We start from the raw sequence: 15851 nt of genomic DNA, 5'->3' as shown, positions 1-15851 counted from the left end.
CACCCCCACACCCACCAAAAAAGCAGGACGCGAAGGGCAACTTCACAATCTTATCTGTCCGAGCCAGGCTGTCAAACCGACGCGCCGTGAAGATCAAGACCAGATCCGCTACCCCGTATCCGAGGCAACCGTTCTAGCTTATCCGCAGCGGCGAGATTGTCAAATCGACGATCTGGACCGGACGACCACGCTCCCCGGGCCAAGGCCCTTCATCGTGAACCGGAGTTCCAGATGATGGAGGTGGGTGGTTCGCTGCTTGGAGGGGAGCTGGACCCGGAGGCCTTCCGCTCAACCGCTTGGGGCGAACAGGTAATAACTTACGTGGATCTCGGGCATCGGGCAAATCAGCCCTCTGCTCCGGGCGTGTCGGGCGTTGCCGCGCCCCGCAGTGCGGCCGCGGCTGCCCCCAGTGCTTCCAGCTGCTCCGGCGTGAGCGCATCGATGAACAGGGACTTGATCGCGCGCAGGTGCGGCACGGAGCCGGCGCGGAACAGCTCGAGGCCGGCGGAGGTCGCGCTCACCCGCACTCCCCGGCCGCTCTCGCGATCGATGAGGCCGCGCCTCTGCATCCTTCCGAGGTGATGGGACAGACGGCTGCGCTCCCAGCCGACGGCATCCGCGAGCTCCGAGGAGCGCAGCTCATGGGCGGACGCCTCGCTCAGCGCCAGCAGCACGACATAGTCCCCGATGGACATCCCCGACTCCGTCTGCAGTCTGCTCGCCAGCATCCGCTGCAGTGCACCGGCCGTCTCGATGTAGTCCCGCCACACGCGCAACTGCGCGGGCGTGGGAGTGCTGCGCCTGGCATCCGCGCTCATCCGGCCTCCTCGGGAATGGATGCCTCCACCGTACGGTTAGGTGAATTGACACGTCAATCCGGAAGGGCCGGACCGACGGGAAGGTCGTGAGGCGATGACCGGTCAGGTCGAGGACGTCGAGTTCGGGCTGAACTCGTTCGGCGACGTCGCCACGGACGGCGACCGCGTGATGACGGACGCCGAGTCCGTGCGCCTGCTCATCGAAGAGGCGCAGCTGGCCGAATCCGTGGGACTGGACGTGTTCAGCGTCGGCGAGCACTACAAGCAGGACTCCGTCGACTCCGCCACCCCGGTGCTGCTGGCCGCCGCCGCGCAGGCGACGTCGCGCATCCGTCTGGGCACATCGGTGACGGTGCTGTCCACGCAGGACCCTGTGCGGCTGTATCAGCAGTTCGCCACCGTCGACGCACTCTCGAACGGCCGCGCCGAGATGGTGCTGGGCCGCGCGTCGGCGATCGAGTCGTTCCCGCTGTTCGGCTACGACATCGCCGAGTACGAGCAGATCTTCGACGAGAAGCTCGAGCTGTTCACCCGCCTGCTGCGCGAGGAGAGCGTGACCTGGTCCGGCAGGTACCGCGCACCGCTGGAGAACGTGCGACTGCACCCGCGGATGCCCGAGGGCGGCATCCCCACGTGGATCGGGATCGGCGGAAGCCCCGACTCCGTCATCCGCGCCGCGAAGCACGGTCTGCCCCTGATGATGGCCATCATCGGCGGGCGCCCCGAGCGCTTCGCCGGACACGTCGAGCTGTATCTGCGCGCGCTCGCGCAGTTCGGGCATCGCGAGCTGCCGGTCGCGCAGCACTCCATCGGCCTGATCGCCGAGACCGACGACGACGCGAGGAACGCGCACTGGCGGTACTGGGAGCCGATGGTGCAGCAGCTCAGCAGGGAGCGCGGGTTCTACCCGCCCACCCCCGAGCGCTACGCCGAGGAGGTCGACACCGGAGCGCTGTACGTCGGCGCGCCGGAGACCGTGGCGCAGAAGATGGCGAAGGCGTTCCGCGACAACCGCCTCTCGCGCTTCGACCTGAAGTACGACATCACTCACCTGCCGCGGCAGGCCCGCGAGCAGACGATCCGCCTGCTCGGCGAGAAGGTCGCGCCGCGGGTGCGCGAACTGCTGGCCGAGGACCCCGGCGACTGGCGCCCCGCCAGCCGGGACATCGCGCGGATCACGAAGGACGGGAAGGCCGTCCATGCCTGAGTCCGCCGAGAACCGCCTTCGAGGAGCATCCATGACCACCCCCACCACCATCGGCATCCTCGGCGCGGGCAAGGTCGGCACGGCGCTGGCCCGGCTGGCCGTCGCGGCCGGCTACCGCGTGCTGATCGCGGGCTCCCGCGAACCTGAGCGCATCGCGCTGACCGTGGAGGTGCTGGTGCCCGGCGCCACGGCGGTGCACGCCGACGAGGCGATCCGCCAGGCCGACATCGTCGTGCTCGCGCTCCCCCTCGGCAAGCACGACACCCTGAACGCCGGCCTGCTGCGGGGGAAGCTGGTGATCGACACCATGAACTACTGGTGGGAGACCGACGGCATCCGCGACGATCTCGACGATCCCCGCACCTCGACCAGCGAGATCGTGGCGGCGTTCCTCGGCGGCGCCCGCGTCGTGAAGGCGCTGAACCACATGGGCTACCACGACCTCGAGGACGAGTCCCGTGCTGCGGGCAGCGCCGGCCGCAAGGCCATCGCCGTCGCCGGCGACGACGCCTCCGACGTCGCGGCGGTCTCCGCACTCGTCGATGCGCTGGGCTTCGACGCCGTGCCGGCCGGAGCCCTGGCGGACGGCGTGGTGCTGCAGCCCGGCTACCCGACGTTCGGCGCGAACGTCACCGCCGACAGGCTGCGTGAGCTGATGGATGCCGCGGCCGAGCAGCACGGCGCGGCACTGAGCGCCGCTCCACGATCCGCCTGAGGCCGGCGGCCGGGCATCCGGGCATCCGGACGGCCCGGTATCCGGGCATCCGCCCTGGAACGCGAGAGGGGCGAGGATCCGAAGATCCTCGCCCCTCTCGACTGGAAGTGCTTACCAGCTCGACTTGGTGATGCCGGGCAGCTCGCCGCGGTGCGCCATGTCACGGAAGCGGACACGCGAGATGCCGAACTTCGTGAGGACACCACGGGGGCGGCCGTCGATGGCGTCACGCGAGCGGACGCGCACCGGCGACGCGTTGCGCGGCAGCTTCTGCAGGCCGACGCGAGCGGCCTCGCGGGCCTCGTCGGTCGCGGTCTCGTCGACCAGGGTCTTCTTCAGCTCGGCACGACGCTCCGCGTAGCGGGCGACGATGACCTTGCGCTGCTCGTTCTTGGCGATCTTGCTCTTCTTGGCCATGTCTTAACGCTCCTCTCGGAATTCGACGTGCTTGCGGACCACCGGGTCGTACTTCTTCAGCACGAGGCGGTCGGGGGTGTTGCGGCGGTTCTTCTTGGTCACGTAGGTGTAACCGGTGCCCGCCGTCGAACGCAGCTTGATGATCGGACGGACGTCCTGTGCCTTCTTGGCCATTAGAGCTTCACACCCTTCGCCTGGAGGTCAGCGACAACCTTCTCGATGCCACGGGCGTCGATCACCTTGATGCCCTTGGCGGACACGTTCAGCGTGATCTTGCGACCGAGCGACGGAACGAAGTACGTCTTCTTCTGCACGTTCGGGTCGAAGCGGCGCTTCGTCCGGCGGTGCGAGTGCGAGACATTGTGACCGAAGCCGGGAACAGCACCGGTCACCTGGCACACTGCTGCCATGTTGTGACTCCTTCTATACCGTGGGGCCGGACGGCCCCACCCAAGATCCCTTGTCTGCGCGCCGACCCATCGACTGGCTCAGGGACCCGGCGCACGAACTGCGCACAGGAGTGTGCACAGACAAGGAGTCAGCCTACCAGAACCGGATCACTTCTCCGAACCGGCCACCATGCCCTTGATGAAGTACTTCTGCAGCACCAGGTAGACGATCAGCACCGGCAGGGCGGAGAGCAGGGATGCCGCGGCCGCGGCCCCCACGTCGCTGGCGGTGGCGGAGAAGAACGTGGCGGTCGCGGGTGCGATGGTGCGCATCTCGGGACTGCGCATGAGGTAGACGCTCAGCGCGTAGTCGTTCCACACGTTCACGCTGGTGAGGATCACGACCGTGGCGGTGACCGGCTTGAGCATCGGCACCACGACGCGGAACAGCGCCTGCACGGCGCTCGCCCCGTCGACGGAGGCGGCCTCCTCGATGGACACCGGCAGGCCCCGCATGAAGGCGGTGTACAGGAAGATCGCGAGCGGCAGCTGCGTGGCCGTCATCACCAGGATCGTGCCCCAGTAGGTGTTGACGGCGTGCCACTGACTCATCATCGAGTACAGCGGCACCAGGATCGACAGCGGCGGGATCATGATGAGCCCGACCACGCCGGCCAGCACCAGCCTGTTGCCGAGGGTGGGGCGCCGCGCGAGCGGGTACGCGGCGAGCGCACCCAGCACGCACACCAGCACGGTGGCGCCCAGCGTGACGATCGCGCTGTTGCCGATGGCCCGCAGGATGCCGCCCTCCTCGATGGCCGTGGCGAAGTTCTGCCAGTGGATGCCTCCTGTCGGCAGCAGCCACTGCGAGGACAGGTCGCTGCGCGCCTTCAGCGCCGAGGTCAGGGTGATGTAGAACGGCAGCAGCTGCAGCAGGACCGCCAGCAGCACTCCCGCCCCGATGGCCAGCCGCGCCTTCACAGCTGCTCCATCCTGCGCCGGTTCAGCAGCGTGTTCAGCGCCAGCGTGAACACCGCGATGATCAGGAACAGCACCACGCCCATGGCCGACGCGTAGCCGGCGCGCTGGCTGCCGAAGTACATCTTGGCGATGAGCGTGGACACCGAGTGCGTGGCGTAGCCGGGACCCCCGGCGGTGAGCACCTGGATCACGTCGAAGAGCTTCAGACCGCCGATGAGGTTCAGCACGATGCTCGTGGCGAAGGCGGGCTGGAGCATCGGGAGCGTGATGCTGCGGAACATCTGCCCGGCGTTCGCTCCGTCGAGCGTGGCCGCCTCGAAGTACATGGTGGGGATGGACTGCAGCCCCGCCAGGTAGATCACCATCGAGATGCCGACGAACTGCAGCGAGTTGACCAGCACGATGATGGCGATGGCCGTGCCCGAGTCGCTGAGCCATGCCGTGCGCTGCCCGCCGAGGGCGACCACGAGGTCGTTGAGGCCGCCGCCGTTGTACGAGAGGAACAGGTAGTACATGGTGCCCATCACCACCGGCGAGACCAGCACCGGCAGGTAGATGATGGCGCGCGCGACGCTGCGGCCCCGCACGTGCCGGTCCAGCGCCAGCGCGAGCCCCAGCCCGATCACCTGCTGCAGGATCGTGGAGCCCACGCCGTACAGGAACGTGTTGCCCAGCGCGGTGCGGAAGTTGGGATCCTCGAACAGCGCCAGATAGTTGCGGATGCCGACGAACGACCGATCCGGCGAGAAGCCGTCCCAGTTCGTCAGCGACAGCAGCACGCCGTTCAGCAGCGGCCACAGCATGAACACGCCCAGCACGGCCAGCGCCGGCAGATACAGCAGGTTCAGGCTCCGCCCTGCGAAGTGCGGGATGCCGGCCTGCGGGGCCTTCGCGAAGCGGGGGACGCCCCCTGCGGTCCCCCGCTTCGGCTCATGCACCGCCCGCGCGGTGGTCATCGCAGCGAGTCGTAGCTCGACTTCATCTGCTTCACGGCATCCGCCGGCTTCATCTGACCGGTGATCACGCCATCGGTCGTGGTGACCATGGTGTCCCAGATGCCGCCGGGCAGGTACACCCGGTCGAAGTACGGCTGCAGCGGCAGCGTGCCGGGCTTCACGAACTGGTCGTAGCTGTCCTGCAGCACGCCCAGGTCGCTGGTGGCGTCGGTCAGGCCGGGGATGCCGCCGATCGAGCTCGCGAGCTGGGACAGGTTGTCGGGCTCCGCGAGGTAGGCGATGTAGTCCAGTGCCTGCTTCTTGTTCGGCGACGTCTTGGAGACGCCGTAGGCGCGGCCCTCGCCGCCGACCAGGAACGGCTGACCGCTCTCGGACGGGATGGGCATGTACCCCAGATCCGCCTTCGGATTGAAGCCCAGGGCCGTCGCGACCAGGTAGTTCTGCACGAACACGAAGCCCGTCTTGCCCTCGGCGAGCGCCCGGCCCAGGTCGTCGGTCGTGGCCGAGGAGTAGTCCGGGTTGAACCAGCCGTTCTTCTGCCAGGTGGAGATGTGGTCGAGGATGCGGGTGTAGCCCTGCTCGTCGAACGTGCCGTCCTTGAACCCGTCCAGCTGCTTCTGGGTGAAGTCGCCGGAGCCGATGAAGTCGGTGATGTTGCCTGCGAACCAGCTGTCCTTGCCCGAGGAGGAGACCGGGGTGATGCCGGCATCCTTCAGCGTCTTCAGCGCCTGCTCGAACGCCGTCCAGTCGGTGAGCTTCGTCGGGTCGATCCCGGCATCCTTCAGCACCGTGCGGTTGTAGACGATGCCGGCGACGTCGGTGTCGATCGGCAGCGCGAAGAACTGCCCGTCGGAGTTCTCCATCGCCGGCGCCAGCGCCTTGTTGAAGTTCTTCGCCCAGGCCTGGTCGTTCAGTGGCTCGAGGAACTTCGAGTACCGCAGCAGGGACCAGCCGTGAGTCGCCCAGATGTCGGGGATGTCGTTGGAGGCGAGCCGCACCTTGATGTCGTCCTCGTAGGTGTCGGTCGACGGCACCAGATCGATCTTCACGCCGGCGTTGTCCTTCTCGTACGCGTCGGTGATCTTCTGCAGCACCTTGAGGGACGGATCCGTCGACCCGAAGTTGGTCTGCATCTCGATCTTCACGCTGCCGCCATCACCGCCGTCGCCGGTCTCGCCGGAGCAGGCCGTGAGTCCGAATCCGGCCGTCGCGACCACCGCGATCACGGCCAGCGCACGCTTGGAGCGGATGATTGTCGTCATGTCTGGTCCTCGCTGTTCTCGGCGTCATCGTCGATCAGAAGAAAACTGATGCGCATTCGTTCGGTTCATGATATGTTACCCGCGTAGATCGCTGGGGTACAGAGAGGCTTCGAATCCATTCTGAGGGGCATGGATTCGGGGCCTCTCACCATGTTGACACCCGTAGACGCGCGATGGAAGACTCGCTCACATGCCGTTCTCCTTGGGTCTCGTCGGCGCGGGGCAGTTCGCCGGTCAGTTCGCGACGCTGTTCCACCACCATCCAGGTGTCTCCGCGGTGCACGTCACCGATGTCATCCGCTCCCGCGCGGACGAGCTGGTCGGCAACGCGGGTCTTGCGGGCACGTTCGGATCCTTCGAGGAGATGATCGCGTCGCCCGCCGTCGACGCCGTGGCGATCTTCACCCAGCGGTGGACGCACGGCCCGCTGGTCGTGCAGGCGCTGCGGGCGGGCAAGCACGTCTACTCGGCGGTGCCGATGGCGATCAGCGTCGACGAGATCGGCGCGATCATCGAGGCGGTCCGTGAGACCGGGCTGACGTACATGATGGGCGAGACCAGCTACTACAACCCCGCCACCGTGTTCGCCAGGAAGAAGGTCGCCGCAGGCGAGTTCGGGCGACTGTTCTACGGCGAGGGCGACTACGTCCACGACATGGACCTGGGCTTCTACGAGGCGTACCAGTACTCCGGAGGGGAGAACTGGAAGGCCACGGCCAGCTACCCGCCGCTGCTGTACCCCACGCACTCCATCGGCGGGGTGCTGGGCGCGTGGGACACCCACGCCACCTCGGTCTCCGCGATCGGCGTGGTCGACCAGCGCGGCGACGGGGTCTTCGACCGGGCCGTGAGCCAGTTCGACAACGACTACTCCAACGCCACCGCCCTGTTCGAACTCGCCGGCGGCGGATCCATGCGCACCAACGAGTTCCGCCGTGTCGGCTACCCGTCGCACCTGCGGGAGTCCCGCTTCCGCTGGTTCGGCACCGACGGCTCCTTCGAGCAGCTCGCCCTGACCACCGTGTGGCAGAACCGGCAGGGCGTCGAGGACATCTCGCGCCTCATCGACACGCATCCCTCCATCTCCCCCGACGACCCGTCGCTTGCCGATGTCGCCCCGGCGCTGCGCGGCGCGTTCGTCTCGGGGTACGCGGCTGTGCACGAGGAGGACCGTCGGCGCATCCCGGCTGAACTGGCGGACTTGCACAATGGGCACGAGGGCAGTCACCATTTCCTCGTGGACGATTTCGTCAGGGCGGTGGAGGACCACACGCTGCCGCCGGTGAACGCCTGGCGGGCCGCACGGTTCACACTGCCCGGCGTCATCGCGCACGAATCGGCCCGCCGAGGCGGCGAGCGCCTCACCATCCCCGACATGGGAGCACCGGATGCCGGCTGACCGCCGCCCCCGCTCGGTCACCCGAGCCGACGTCGCCCGCTACGCGGGCGTCAGCACTGCCGTCGTCAGCTACGTGCTCAACGACGGACCGAAGTCCGTCGCTCCTCTCACCCGCGAGCGGGTGCTCGACGCCGTGCGCGTGCTGGGCTATCGCCCCAACGCCGCCGCCCGCGCGCTGTCCAAGGGATCGTCGGACATGTTCGGCCTGCTGGTGTACGACAACCGCAACCCGTTCTTCGCCGAACTGTGCCACGCCCTGGACCAGGCGGCCGATGAGGCGGGGCGCTCCCTGCTGATCGTGAACTCCGACCGCACGCAGACCGCCACCTCCGAGCAGATCCGAGACCTGGCATCCCGGCAGATCGGCGGCCTGATCATCGCCGACGTGCTGACGGCCGGCGAGCAGTCCCTCGTGGAATCGCTGGGCATCCCGACCGTGATCATAGGCCAGTTCGGCGAGACCGACGGGCTGCACAGCGTGGGCGTGGACTTCGCGCGCGGAGCACGCGAAGCCGTCGAGCACCTGATCCAGCATGGATACCGGAACATCGCGTTCGTCGGCAGCGCCGCGCGCTACGACGAGCGCGAGCGCGGCTGGCGCGAGGCCCTCTCCGCCGCGCAGCTGCCTCCGGGCGCCCTCATGCACGCGCCATTCAGCTACCGGGGCGGCTACGACTCCGCGCTCCAGCTGCTCCGCAGGCCGACGCGGCCGCGCGCCGTGCTGGCGGCATCCGATCAGATCGCGATCGGGATGCTGGCCGCGTTCGGCGCACACGGAGTGCGGGTGCCAGACGACATCGCCATCGCGTCGTTCGACGGCACGGTGGTCGCGGACTTCGTGTGGCCCCGGCTGACCACCGCCGTGCAGCCGATGGAGCGGATGGCCAGGACGGCCGTGCAGCTGCTGATGGACCCGGATGCCGTGCGAGAGCATCGCGCGTATCCGACCCGTCTCCGCATCCGCGAGTCCTGCGGCTGCACTCCCGCGCAGGACGCCTGACTACTCGAGCGACGGGCCTACTGCCCCCGGGTCAGCGAGCGCGCCTTCTCCGGGTCACTGAGCCTGCTGAAGCGCGGCAGCGGCGTCGGCCGCGCCGCGCCCCCAGCGGAACGGCGACACCGTGGGGTCGCCCGTGATCCAGAACCGCCACGGGAACGCCATGGTGCCCGCGGTGCCGGCGATGCCCACGCGAGGGCCGGCGGAGACGTCCGCGAGCTCGTCGGCCAGCAGCAGCCGCGCCGTGGCGCCGTTCATCTCGGTCCCCGACGCGATGTCGATGCCGTCGTGCAGGGCGTGCCGCACGCCCATGGCCTTGGCCAGTCGACCCGGCCCGCGGGCGAGGTCCCTCAGGGCCGTGCGGCCGAGCGGTGTGGGCACACCGCGGCGCTCGGCGGCAGCATCCGCTCCCATCACGACCTCGCCGGCGCGCAGCAGCACTCCGCCGGCCTCGCCCGCCGGGCCGCAGACGACGTTGATGCAGGAGTGGATGCCGTGGCTGAGGTACACGTACAGATGCCCGGACTCGCCCCACATGGTGGCGTTGCGCGCGGTGTACCCCATCCGGGCGTGCGACCCGGGATCGGGAACCGGCCCGGTGCCCTTGCCGTGGTACGCCTCGACCTCGGTGATCCGCAGCCGGGTCTCCACCCCGTCGACGACGGTGATCAGCTGCGCACCCAGCAGGTGCGGCGCCACGTCCACGGGCAGCCCCAGCAGATCATCCCGCTCGGCGAAACGCGTCATCTCCACTCCTTCGTGCTCACGGCTGCGGCGCCTGCCCGCACCATGAGATGTCGAAGCCGCTCAGGGTGGGCAGCTCCTTCTTGCCGCTGAGGTCGAACAGCTGCGTGTGCAGCGTGGTCGGCAGCGGCAGCAGCAGGTCGTCATAGGGGTTGTTCGGCAGGTCGGGGGCGATCACGACCGCCGCGTACTGGCCGCTCGGCGACACGCAGGTCTGCTGGATGGCATCCGTTCCGCTCACCTCGGTCACGACCGTCGCTGCACCCTTGTCGTCCACGCGCACGATGGCCTGTCCGGTGGGCATCCCGGTCGCATCGCGCTGGGTGACGTGCCGCAGGGTGCCGCCGGGGAAGGGGATGATCTCGTCGGCGTCGCCGTAGTCGGGATCGGATGCCGGCAGAGGCGACTCCTTGCCGTCGGTGAGATCGAGCTGCACGTCGGTGCCGTCCGTGCGCTGGATCACGGCCGTATGCGTGCCCCTGCTGATGCCGAGGATGCCGGCGGCGGTGCCCATGGACTTCAGGTCGGGCGACGCGGCGGCATCCTGCAGGCCGAGCGCGCCGTCGAAGTCGACGAACAGCAGTGACGAGGAGTCCGGCACGAACTGCCACTCCGTGATGCCGGCGTCCTTGCCGCCGACCTGCACGATGCGGGGCTTGCCCTTGCCGTCCAGCGGCTGCGTGACCAGCACGCTCGCACGCCCCGACGTCTCGGTGAGATCGCGATCGGAGTAGCTGTAGCCGACGTACCCGCCCCGGTCGGAGAGCTGCACCGAGGAGACGTAGCCCACCCCGGGCAGCTTCAGGTCGCGCTGGCCTGAGCCGTCGCGGTTCATCACGATCAGCCGCGATCCGCTCTTCTCCTCGACAGCCACGACGATCCTGTCGGCCGTGACCCGGTAGTCGTCGATGCGCGCGTGCTGGAACACCGGCGTCGCCCGTTTTCCGGTGAGGTCGGTCGTGAAGATGGTGTCCTTCTTCGCGCCCGGCCCGCGCTGCAGCAGCAGGATGCGGGAGGCCGGCGTGGTGAACGACGTCTTCAGGTCGGCTGCGGGACCACCGTCCGCCGCGACGACGCCGGTGATCCTGACGGTGTAGTTCGTCGCGTCGTCCAGCGCATTCGTGAAGCGGATGCCGAGGCTGCGGCCCGCCGCGTCGACCGTGAACGGCACGCCCGGGGTGATGCTGACCTGCTTCGCGTCGATCGCGTCCACGCGCCTGCTGAGCGTGAGGGTGAGGCGGCTGCCGGAGGTCTGGATGGCCTGCTCGGTGTTCACGGATGCCTGGCTGATGCGCGGCCCCTGCGTGAGGCTCACCACGCCGAGTCCTGCCGCCACGAGGGCGAGCACGCCGAGCACGGACAGGAGCGTGATCGTGAAGCGGTGGCCGCGCGGGTCCGCGGGCCGGCGCGGGCCGTGGGCGTGGTCGGACGTGCCATCGGGCGCCGCGGCGTGTTCGGCCGTGCGGTCGCCGGCCTGGGCGTGGTCGGCCGTGCGGTCGGGCGCCGGCGTGGTGCGCGCCGGACCGACGGCATCCTCGGTCTCCGACGAACGGCGGTAGGGCGGGGACGGGACCACGAGTCCGGTGGTGATGGGCGAGGTCGGAGCCGGTATCGCCGGACGCGGATGCCGGAGGGACGGTGCTTCGGGGGACGGAGGTTCCAGATCGGGGGCCGACACGCCAGATTGCGGACGAATCCCCCGGATCGGGCCGACATCTGGCGTGTCGGCCCCCAGAGTGTCACCGGGTTCCTGGGCGGCGTGAGGGTCCTGGGCGGTGCGAGCGGCCTCGGCGGCACGTCGGGCGCGCAGCTCGGCCCTGGTGAGGGGCTGGTCGCCGTCAGTACTCATACGGGTCCTTCGGCTCGGCGACCTTCTTCACCGAGGTGGGCTCGATGCGCAGCGTGCCGTCGGCATCCGCGTGCACCGTTCCGGTGACCTCGACCCACTGTCCCGTGTCGTACTTGCCGGCGACGCCCGCGACCGGAACGGTGGCGGGGCGGGCGTCGATCACGCAGTGCGTGATGGTCATCCTCGTCAGGCCGGCATCCCCTCCCTTGCCGGGCGTGACGAAGCCGGTGAGCGTGACGGACGCGCCGTCGTGCTCCTCCGGGCGACTCGAGGTGGCGAATGCACTGGCCCAGTCTCCGACTCCGAACGTCGTCGTGTCGGCGACGCCGAGGGTCACGTCGTCGGCGCCGGCGAACAGCACGGTGCTCTCCCCCGCGCGCGACACCGCCAGCTGCGCGGACAGGGTCGCGGGCGGCAGCACCAGCGCGGCGAGCACGACGAGCGAGGCGATGGCGCCGCCGGTCACGACGGCGATCGTCTGCAGCATCCGCCGCCGGTGCGATCCGGCATCCGCTCTCGACGTCGACCCGGTGTGGTCGTGGTCGCCCTCCGCGCCCGGCGGCAGGGTGCACGACCAGACGGCCATCCCGAGCATCACCACGGCTGCCGCGCAGGCGAACCAGACCGTGTCGGGGCTGATGTACAGGGTGAGCCGGCCGGTGACGCCCAGGCCGAGCGTCACCACGGCGACCACGGTCGCCAGACCCAGTCCGAGCCAGCGGGAGGCGATGGCGTGGAGGCCTGTGCGGTGCTCCTCGTGGTGGATGTCAGCCAAAGACGTTCACCCCGATCCCGATGGCGCAGGCGCTCAGCACGACCAGGCCGACCATCGCCGCCAGCACGCGCGCGATGAACGTGGTGCGCAGCAGCGCGAGCATCTTCACGTCGACCAGCGGGCCCACCAGCAGGAACGCGATGACCGCGCCGGAGGAGAACGTCGAGGCGAACGACAGGGCGAAGAACGCGTCGACGTTCGAGCAGATGGCGACGGTCATCGCGAGCACGACCATCGCGAGGATCGAGAGCACGGGGTTCGCGCCGATCGCCAGCAGCACGTCCCGAGGGATGAGCACCTGCACGGCGCCGGCGAGGGCCGAGCCGATCACCAGGGCGGGCATCACGGCGCGCAGCTCGACGAGGAACTGGATCAGGCTGCGGCGGGTGGGCGAGCCGGGCTCGTGCACCACCTGATCGCAGGTCTCCACGAACCGCTCGGTGAGCAGGCTCTGCGGGTCGGGGTGCCGGCTGTAGATCCAGCCGATGAGGTTCGCGATCGCGTATCCGCCGAGGAGCCGCGCGACGAGGATGCCGCCGTCCCAGCCGAACGCGGCATGCGTCGTGAGGATCACGATCGGGTTCACGATGGGCGCCGCGATGAGGAAGGTCAGCGCCTCGGCGGGAGCGAGGCCGCGCATCATCAGACCGCGCGCGAAGGGCACGTTGCCGCACTCGCACACCGGGATGAACATGCCCAGCAGCGCGAGCACGGCACGGCGCACCCAGGCCTTCTCGGGCAGCCAGCGCTGCACGGCATCCGCGGGCAGCCACACCTGCACGACGATCGACAGGACCACACCGAGGATCACCCACGGCAGCGCCTCGATGAGCACGCTGAGCGTGAGTGTCAGCCCGTCCTGCGCGCGGTCGGGCAGAGCCTTGGAGAACAGGTTCGGCACGAAGACATCGATCAGCACGAGCACGGCGAGGATGCCGGCACCGATGGCTATCGCGCGGCCGGTCGGCACACGCCGGGGCGGATGCCGATGCGCATGCACCGTGGGGGCCGTCGTGCGCGGCGGGGCTGACGTCACTCGCCTGCTCCGGCGGCGTCACGGCGTGCGGCGCACTCCGCGCACAGGCCGAAGATGTCCACGACGTGCTCGGCCTCGCGGAAGCCGTGGGCAGCGGCGGTGCGCTGCGCCCACTGCTCGACGTCCTTGGCCTCGATCTCCACGGCCCGGCCGCAGGAGCGGCAGATCAGATGGTGGTGGTGGCGCTGGGTGGAGCACGCGCGGTACAGCGACTCGCCCTCGGGGCTCTGCAGCGAGTCGGCCTCGCCGGAGGCGGCGAGCCCCGCCAGCGCCCGGTACACGGTCGCCAGGCCGATGCCGGTGCCCTCCTGGCGAAGGTCGGCATGCAGCGTCTGCGCACTCACGAAACCGCGCGCATCGGCGAGTGCGTCGCGCACGCGCTCACGCTGCCAGGTGTTCCGCTGAGCCATGCATCAGAGTCTAGGCCGGGTGGCTGTGCACTGCTCGGGCGTTCGCCGTGCACGGGAGTCGCGATCGCTCAGCGCATTCCCGGGTCACGCGCTCGGCCCGTTCCGGGCGCACGACCTGACCACTCGGGGCACGCACCGGGCGCCTGCCGACCTCGCGCGGCAGTTGTCGATCGGCGCTGCTGTTCTCAGCGCACCTCAGGCCCCGCGCGGCACTTCTCGACGCGCGCGGCACTTCTCGACGCGCCTCGCGCCCCGCGCTGCAGTTATCGACCAACGCGGCGCAGATCTGCGCCGCGCCGAGCGAGAAGTGCAGCGCGAACGGGATGCGGTCAGGAGCGGGAGGGCTCCTCCTCTTCGAGCTCAGCCTCTTCCGCGTAGTCCTCGTGGGCGCCGTCCTCGTCCGAAGCGTCCGAAGCGTCGCCGCCGGAGGTCTCGAGAAGCTCGCCGAGCTCGGTGTCGAGGGCGTCGCCCGCATCCGCCGCATCGCCGGCATCCGCTCCGGCATCCGCCACGGAAGCGGATGCCGGAGATGCGAGCACGCCCTCGGGGCGGATCAGCTCGCGCACCTCGGCCATGAAGCTGTTCAGCTGCTGCTGCTGCCAGCGCAGCTGGCGGGTGCGGTCCTCGGCATCCCGCAGCGCCGCCGTGGCGTGCCCGGTCACCGAATCGATGATCTTCTGCGCCTTCGCGCGGGCGCGGTCCAGCGTCTCGCGCGAGCGCACCTGCGCCTCGGCCTCGATGGCCTGCGCCTGCGAGCGCATCAGGCGCTCGTAGTCGTCGGCCTTGGCCGAGATGCGCTGGGCGTGGTCGAGCGACGCCGCGACCTGCTCATTGGCATCGGTGGTGATGCGCTCGGCGTGCGAGACCGCCTGGTTGTGCAGCACCAGGAACTCCTGCTGCGCGTCATCCTGGCGGCGGGTGAGGGTCTCCTCGAACTCCAGCACGCGGGCGTTCATCTCGCGCACCTCGCGCTCGGCATCCGATCGCTGATCAGTGGTCTCCCTGGTGACCATGGCGCGCAGGGCGGCGGCACCCTTCTCGGCCTCAGTGCGGACGGTCGCCGCCTCCTGCTCGGCCTGCGCCACCTTCTCGGCGGCGTGCGCGGACTCGCGCTGCAGCCGCGCCTGATGGGCGGTCAGCTCGGTGTCGATGCGCAGGCGCACCTGGTCCGCATCGTGCTCGGCCTGGGCCGTGATGCGCGCGATGTCGGCGGCCAGCTCGGCGCGCTTGGCCTCTGCCTCCTCCCGGGCGGCCTGCAGCAGTCGCTCGGCCTGCGTGGCAGCGTTGTGGATGAGCACGCTGGCCTGGTCCTCGGCCACGCGCAGCACGGCCTCGAACTGCTGGCGGCTCTGCGGCTCGTCGGCGTCCTTGGGCGCCTCGCTCAGCTCGGAGGCGAGGGTGCTCACCTGCGCCGCGGCATCCTCGGCCTGCGCACGGGCCGCGGTCAGCTCGTCCTCGAGCCGCGCCAGGCGCTCGTCGTTGCCGGAGACGGCATCGGCCAGCGCGCGCTCGTGCTCGGCCCGGAGCGCCTCGAGAGCCTCCCGATGACGGGCGTCGGCGGTCTCGCGGTCGCTCGTCAGGCGCGCGACCTGGTCGCGCAGCGTGGCGACGGCGGCATCCACCTCGGCCTTGTCGTACCCGCGGAAGCCCTGCGTGAACGATGCATGCTCCTTGCCCGGGTTCGAGGTCAGCAGCTGGTCGAAGAAGTCGCCGTTCTGCGCGTTGTCGGACTCGTGCGTCTCGCTCACCGGACGTCACCCTTTCTCACGTGTTCTGCCCCCGGGGTACATGATCTCATCCCCCGTATTCCGTCGAGAGCACGGGACCTCGCCGAACGCACGGGAAGTTCGCGCGAACGATCCGTGCACTCGGCGACATGTCGTGCTCTCGACGGAT

Annotated in this window: 18 protein-coding genes; 5 read left to right on the top strand and 13 right to left on the bottom strand. The window is 69.5% G+C overall.

All coding sequences use genetic code 11. From position 1 onward, the window contains the following. Nucleotides 1-235: hypothetical protein (locus Q0568_RS11120; RefSeq protein WP_298866396.1), on the top strand; the 235-nt coding region annotated here is incomplete at its 5' end. Nucleotides 236-344: 109 nt separating this feature from the next. On the opposite strand, the gene Q0568_RS11115 is transcribed toward Q0568_RS11120, so the two are convergent. Next, nucleotides 345-818, bottom strand: coding sequence for a MarR family transcriptional regulator (locus Q0568_RS11115; protein WP_298866394.1), 474 nt, complete (start codon nt 816-818; stop codon nt 345-347). A gap of 94 nt (nt 819-912) precedes the next feature. Between Q0568_RS11115 and Q0568_RS11110 the strand changes: the two genes are divergently transcribed. Next, nucleotides 913-2025: an LLM class flavin-dependent oxidoreductase gene (locus Q0568_RS11110; protein ID WP_298866392.1), complete on the top strand. Its 1113-nt coding sequence runs from the start codon at nt 913-915 to the stop codon at nt 2023-2025. A gap of 31 nt (nt 2026-2056) precedes the next feature. Next, complete coding sequence (locus Q0568_RS11105) at nt 2057-2740, top strand: NAD(P)-binding domain-containing protein (RefSeq protein WP_298866390.1); 684 nt, start codon at nt 2057-2059, stop codon at nt 2738-2740. Nucleotides 2741-2851: 111 nt separating this feature from the next. Here Q0568_RS11105 and rpsN read toward each other — a convergent pair whose 3' ends face one another. From rpsN to Q0568_RS11075, 6 genes are all read right to left on the bottom strand, one after another. Further along, entirely contained in the window at nt 2852-3157 is a 306-nt protein-coding gene (gene rpsN / locus Q0568_RS11100) for a 30S ribosomal protein S14 (RefSeq protein ID WP_298866388.1), read from the bottom strand. 3 nt (nt 3158-3160) lie between these two features. Beyond that, nucleotides 3161-3331: a 50S ribosomal protein L33 gene (gene rpmG, locus Q0568_RS11095; protein WP_046014935.1), complete on the bottom strand. Its 171-nt coding sequence runs from the start codon at nt 3329-3331 to the stop codon at nt 3161-3163. Next, nucleotides 3331-3567 (bottom strand): 50S ribosomal protein L28, encoded by a 237-nt coding sequence (gene rpmB / locus Q0568_RS11090; protein WP_285638363.1) that lies wholly within the window; start codon nt 3565-3567, stop codon nt 3331-3333. Before rpmB ends, rpmG begins: the two co-directional genes overlap by 1 nt. Nucleotides 3568-3714: 147 nt before the next feature. Further along, nucleotides 3715-4527 (bottom strand): carbohydrate ABC transporter permease, encoded by an 813-nt coding sequence (locus Q0568_RS11085; RefSeq protein WP_298866381.1) that lies wholly within the window; start codon nt 4525-4527, stop codon nt 3715-3717. Next, nucleotides 4524-5483, bottom strand: a complete 960-nt coding sequence (locus Q0568_RS11080; protein WP_298866379.1) for a carbohydrate ABC transporter permease — start codon at nt 5481-5483, stop codon at nt 4524-4526. Before Q0568_RS11080 ends, Q0568_RS11085 begins: the two co-directional genes overlap by 4 nt. After that, nucleotides 5480-6745 carry an extracellular solute-binding protein gene (locus Q0568_RS11075; protein ID WP_298866377.1) on the bottom strand — a complete coding sequence of 422 codons (1266 nt, stop codon included), beginning with the start codon at nt 6743-6745 and terminating at the stop codon, nt 5480-5482. Before Q0568_RS11075 ends, Q0568_RS11080 begins: the two co-directional genes overlap by 4 nt. Before the next feature lie 190 nt (nt 6746-6935). Here Q0568_RS11075 and Q0568_RS11070 point away from each other — a divergent pair, with 190 nt between their 5' ends. Both Q0568_RS11070 and Q0568_RS11065 read left to right on the top strand, forming a co-directional pair. Further along, nucleotides 6936-8144 carry a Gfo/Idh/MocA family oxidoreductase gene (locus Q0568_RS11070; RefSeq protein WP_298866375.1) on the top strand — a complete coding sequence of 403 codons (1209 nt, stop codon included), beginning with the start codon at nt 6936-6938 and terminating at the stop codon, nt 8142-8144. Then, on the top strand, nt 8134-9144 hold the full coding sequence (locus Q0568_RS11065; protein ID WP_298866373.1) for a LacI family DNA-binding transcriptional regulator: 1011 nt from the start codon (nt 8134-8136) through the stop codon (nt 9142-9144). Before Q0568_RS11070 ends, Q0568_RS11065 begins: the two co-directional genes overlap by 11 nt. Before the next feature lie 54 nt (nt 9145-9198). Here the strand turns inward: Q0568_RS11065 and Q0568_RS11060 are convergent, their stop codons facing one another. The 6 genes from Q0568_RS11060 to Q0568_RS11035 form a co-directional block, all read right to left on the bottom strand. Beyond that, entirely contained in the window at nt 9199-9888 is a 690-nt protein-coding gene (locus Q0568_RS11060) for a DNA-3-methyladenine glycosylase (RefSeq protein WP_298866371.1), read from the bottom strand. Between the two features lie 16 nt (nt 9889-9904). Further along, nucleotides 9905-11461, bottom strand: a complete 1557-nt coding sequence (locus tag Q0568_RS11055) for an Ig-like domain-containing protein (RefSeq protein ID WP_298866368.1) — start codon at nt 11459-11461, stop codon at nt 9905-9907. Nucleotides 11462-11723: 262 nt separating this feature from the next. Beyond that, nucleotides 11724-12509 carry a TIGR03943 family protein gene (locus Q0568_RS11050; protein WP_298866366.1) on the bottom strand — a complete coding sequence of 262 codons (786 nt, stop codon included), beginning with the start codon at nt 12507-12509 and terminating at the stop codon, nt 11724-11726. Continuing rightward, nucleotides 12502-13479, bottom strand: a complete 978-nt coding sequence (locus Q0568_RS11045; RefSeq protein WP_298866406.1) for a permease — start codon at nt 13477-13479, stop codon at nt 12502-12504. Before Q0568_RS11045 ends, Q0568_RS11050 begins: the two co-directional genes overlap by 8 nt. A gap of 62 nt (nt 13480-13541) precedes the next feature. Next, entirely contained in the window at nt 13542-13955 is a 414-nt protein-coding gene (locus tag Q0568_RS11040; protein WP_298866364.1) for a Fur family transcriptional regulator, read from the bottom strand. 329 nt (nt 13956-14284) lie between these two features. After that, nucleotides 14285-15703, bottom strand: coding sequence for a DivIVA domain-containing protein (locus Q0568_RS11035; RefSeq protein WP_298866362.1), 1419 nt, complete (start codon nt 15701-15703; stop codon nt 14285-14287). Nucleotides 15704-15851: the final 148 nt, after the last annotated feature.

Source organism: uncultured Microbacterium sp. (genome assembly GCF_937927635.1).
GTDB lineage: Bacteria > Actinomycetota > Actinomycetes > Actinomycetales > Microbacteriaceae > Microbacterium.
This window is presented reverse-complemented; position numbering and strand designations above follow the sequence as displayed.

Excerpts from the sequence above, each read along its gene's own strand:
- Q0568_RS11105 (WP_298866390.1), top strand. The coding sequence starts at position 2,057 with ATGACCACCCCCACCACCATCGGCATCCTCGGCGCGGGCAAGGTCGGC.
- rpmG (WP_046014935.1), bottom strand. The coding sequence starts at position 3,331 with ATGGCCAAGAAGGCACAGGACGTCCGTCCGATCATCAAGCTGCGTTCG.
- rpmB (WP_285638363.1), bottom strand. The coding sequence starts at position 3,567 with ATGGCAGCAGTGTGCCAGGTGACCGGTGCTGTTCCCGGCTTCGGTCAC.
- rpsN (WP_298866388.1), bottom strand. The coding sequence starts at position 3,157 with ATGGCCAAGAAGAGCAAGATCGCCAAGAACGAGCAGCGCAAGGTCATC.
- Q0568_RS11075 (WP_298866377.1), bottom strand. The coding sequence starts at position 6,745 with ATGACGACAATCATCCGCTCCAAGCGTGCGCTGGCCGTGATCGCGGTG.
- Q0568_RS11110 (WP_298866392.1), top strand. The coding sequence starts at position 913 with ATGACCGGTCAGGTCGAGGACGTCGAGTTCGGGCTGAACTCGTTCGGC.
- Q0568_RS11060 (WP_298866371.1), bottom strand. The coding sequence starts at position 9,888 with ATGACGCGTTTCGCCGAGCGGGATGATCTGCTGGGGCTGCCCGTGGAC.
- Q0568_RS11040 (WP_298866364.1), bottom strand. The coding sequence starts at position 13,955 with ATGGCTCAGCGGAACACCTGGCAGCGTGAGCGCGTGCGCGACGCACTC.
- Q0568_RS11115 (WP_298866394.1), bottom strand. The coding sequence starts at position 818 with ATGAGCGCGGATGCCAGGCGCAGCACTCCCACGCCCGCGCAGTTGCGC.
- Q0568_RS11080 (WP_298866379.1), bottom strand. The coding sequence starts at position 5,483 with ATGACCACCGCGCGGGCGGTGCATGAGCCGAAGCGGGGGACCGCAGGG.
- Q0568_RS11065 (WP_298866373.1), top strand. The coding sequence starts at position 8,134 with ATGCCGGCTGACCGCCGCCCCCGCTCGGTCACCCGAGCCGACGTCGCC.
- Q0568_RS11070 (WP_298866375.1), top strand. The coding sequence starts at position 6,936 with ATGCCGTTCTCCTTGGGTCTCGTCGGCGCGGGGCAGTTCGCCGGTCAG.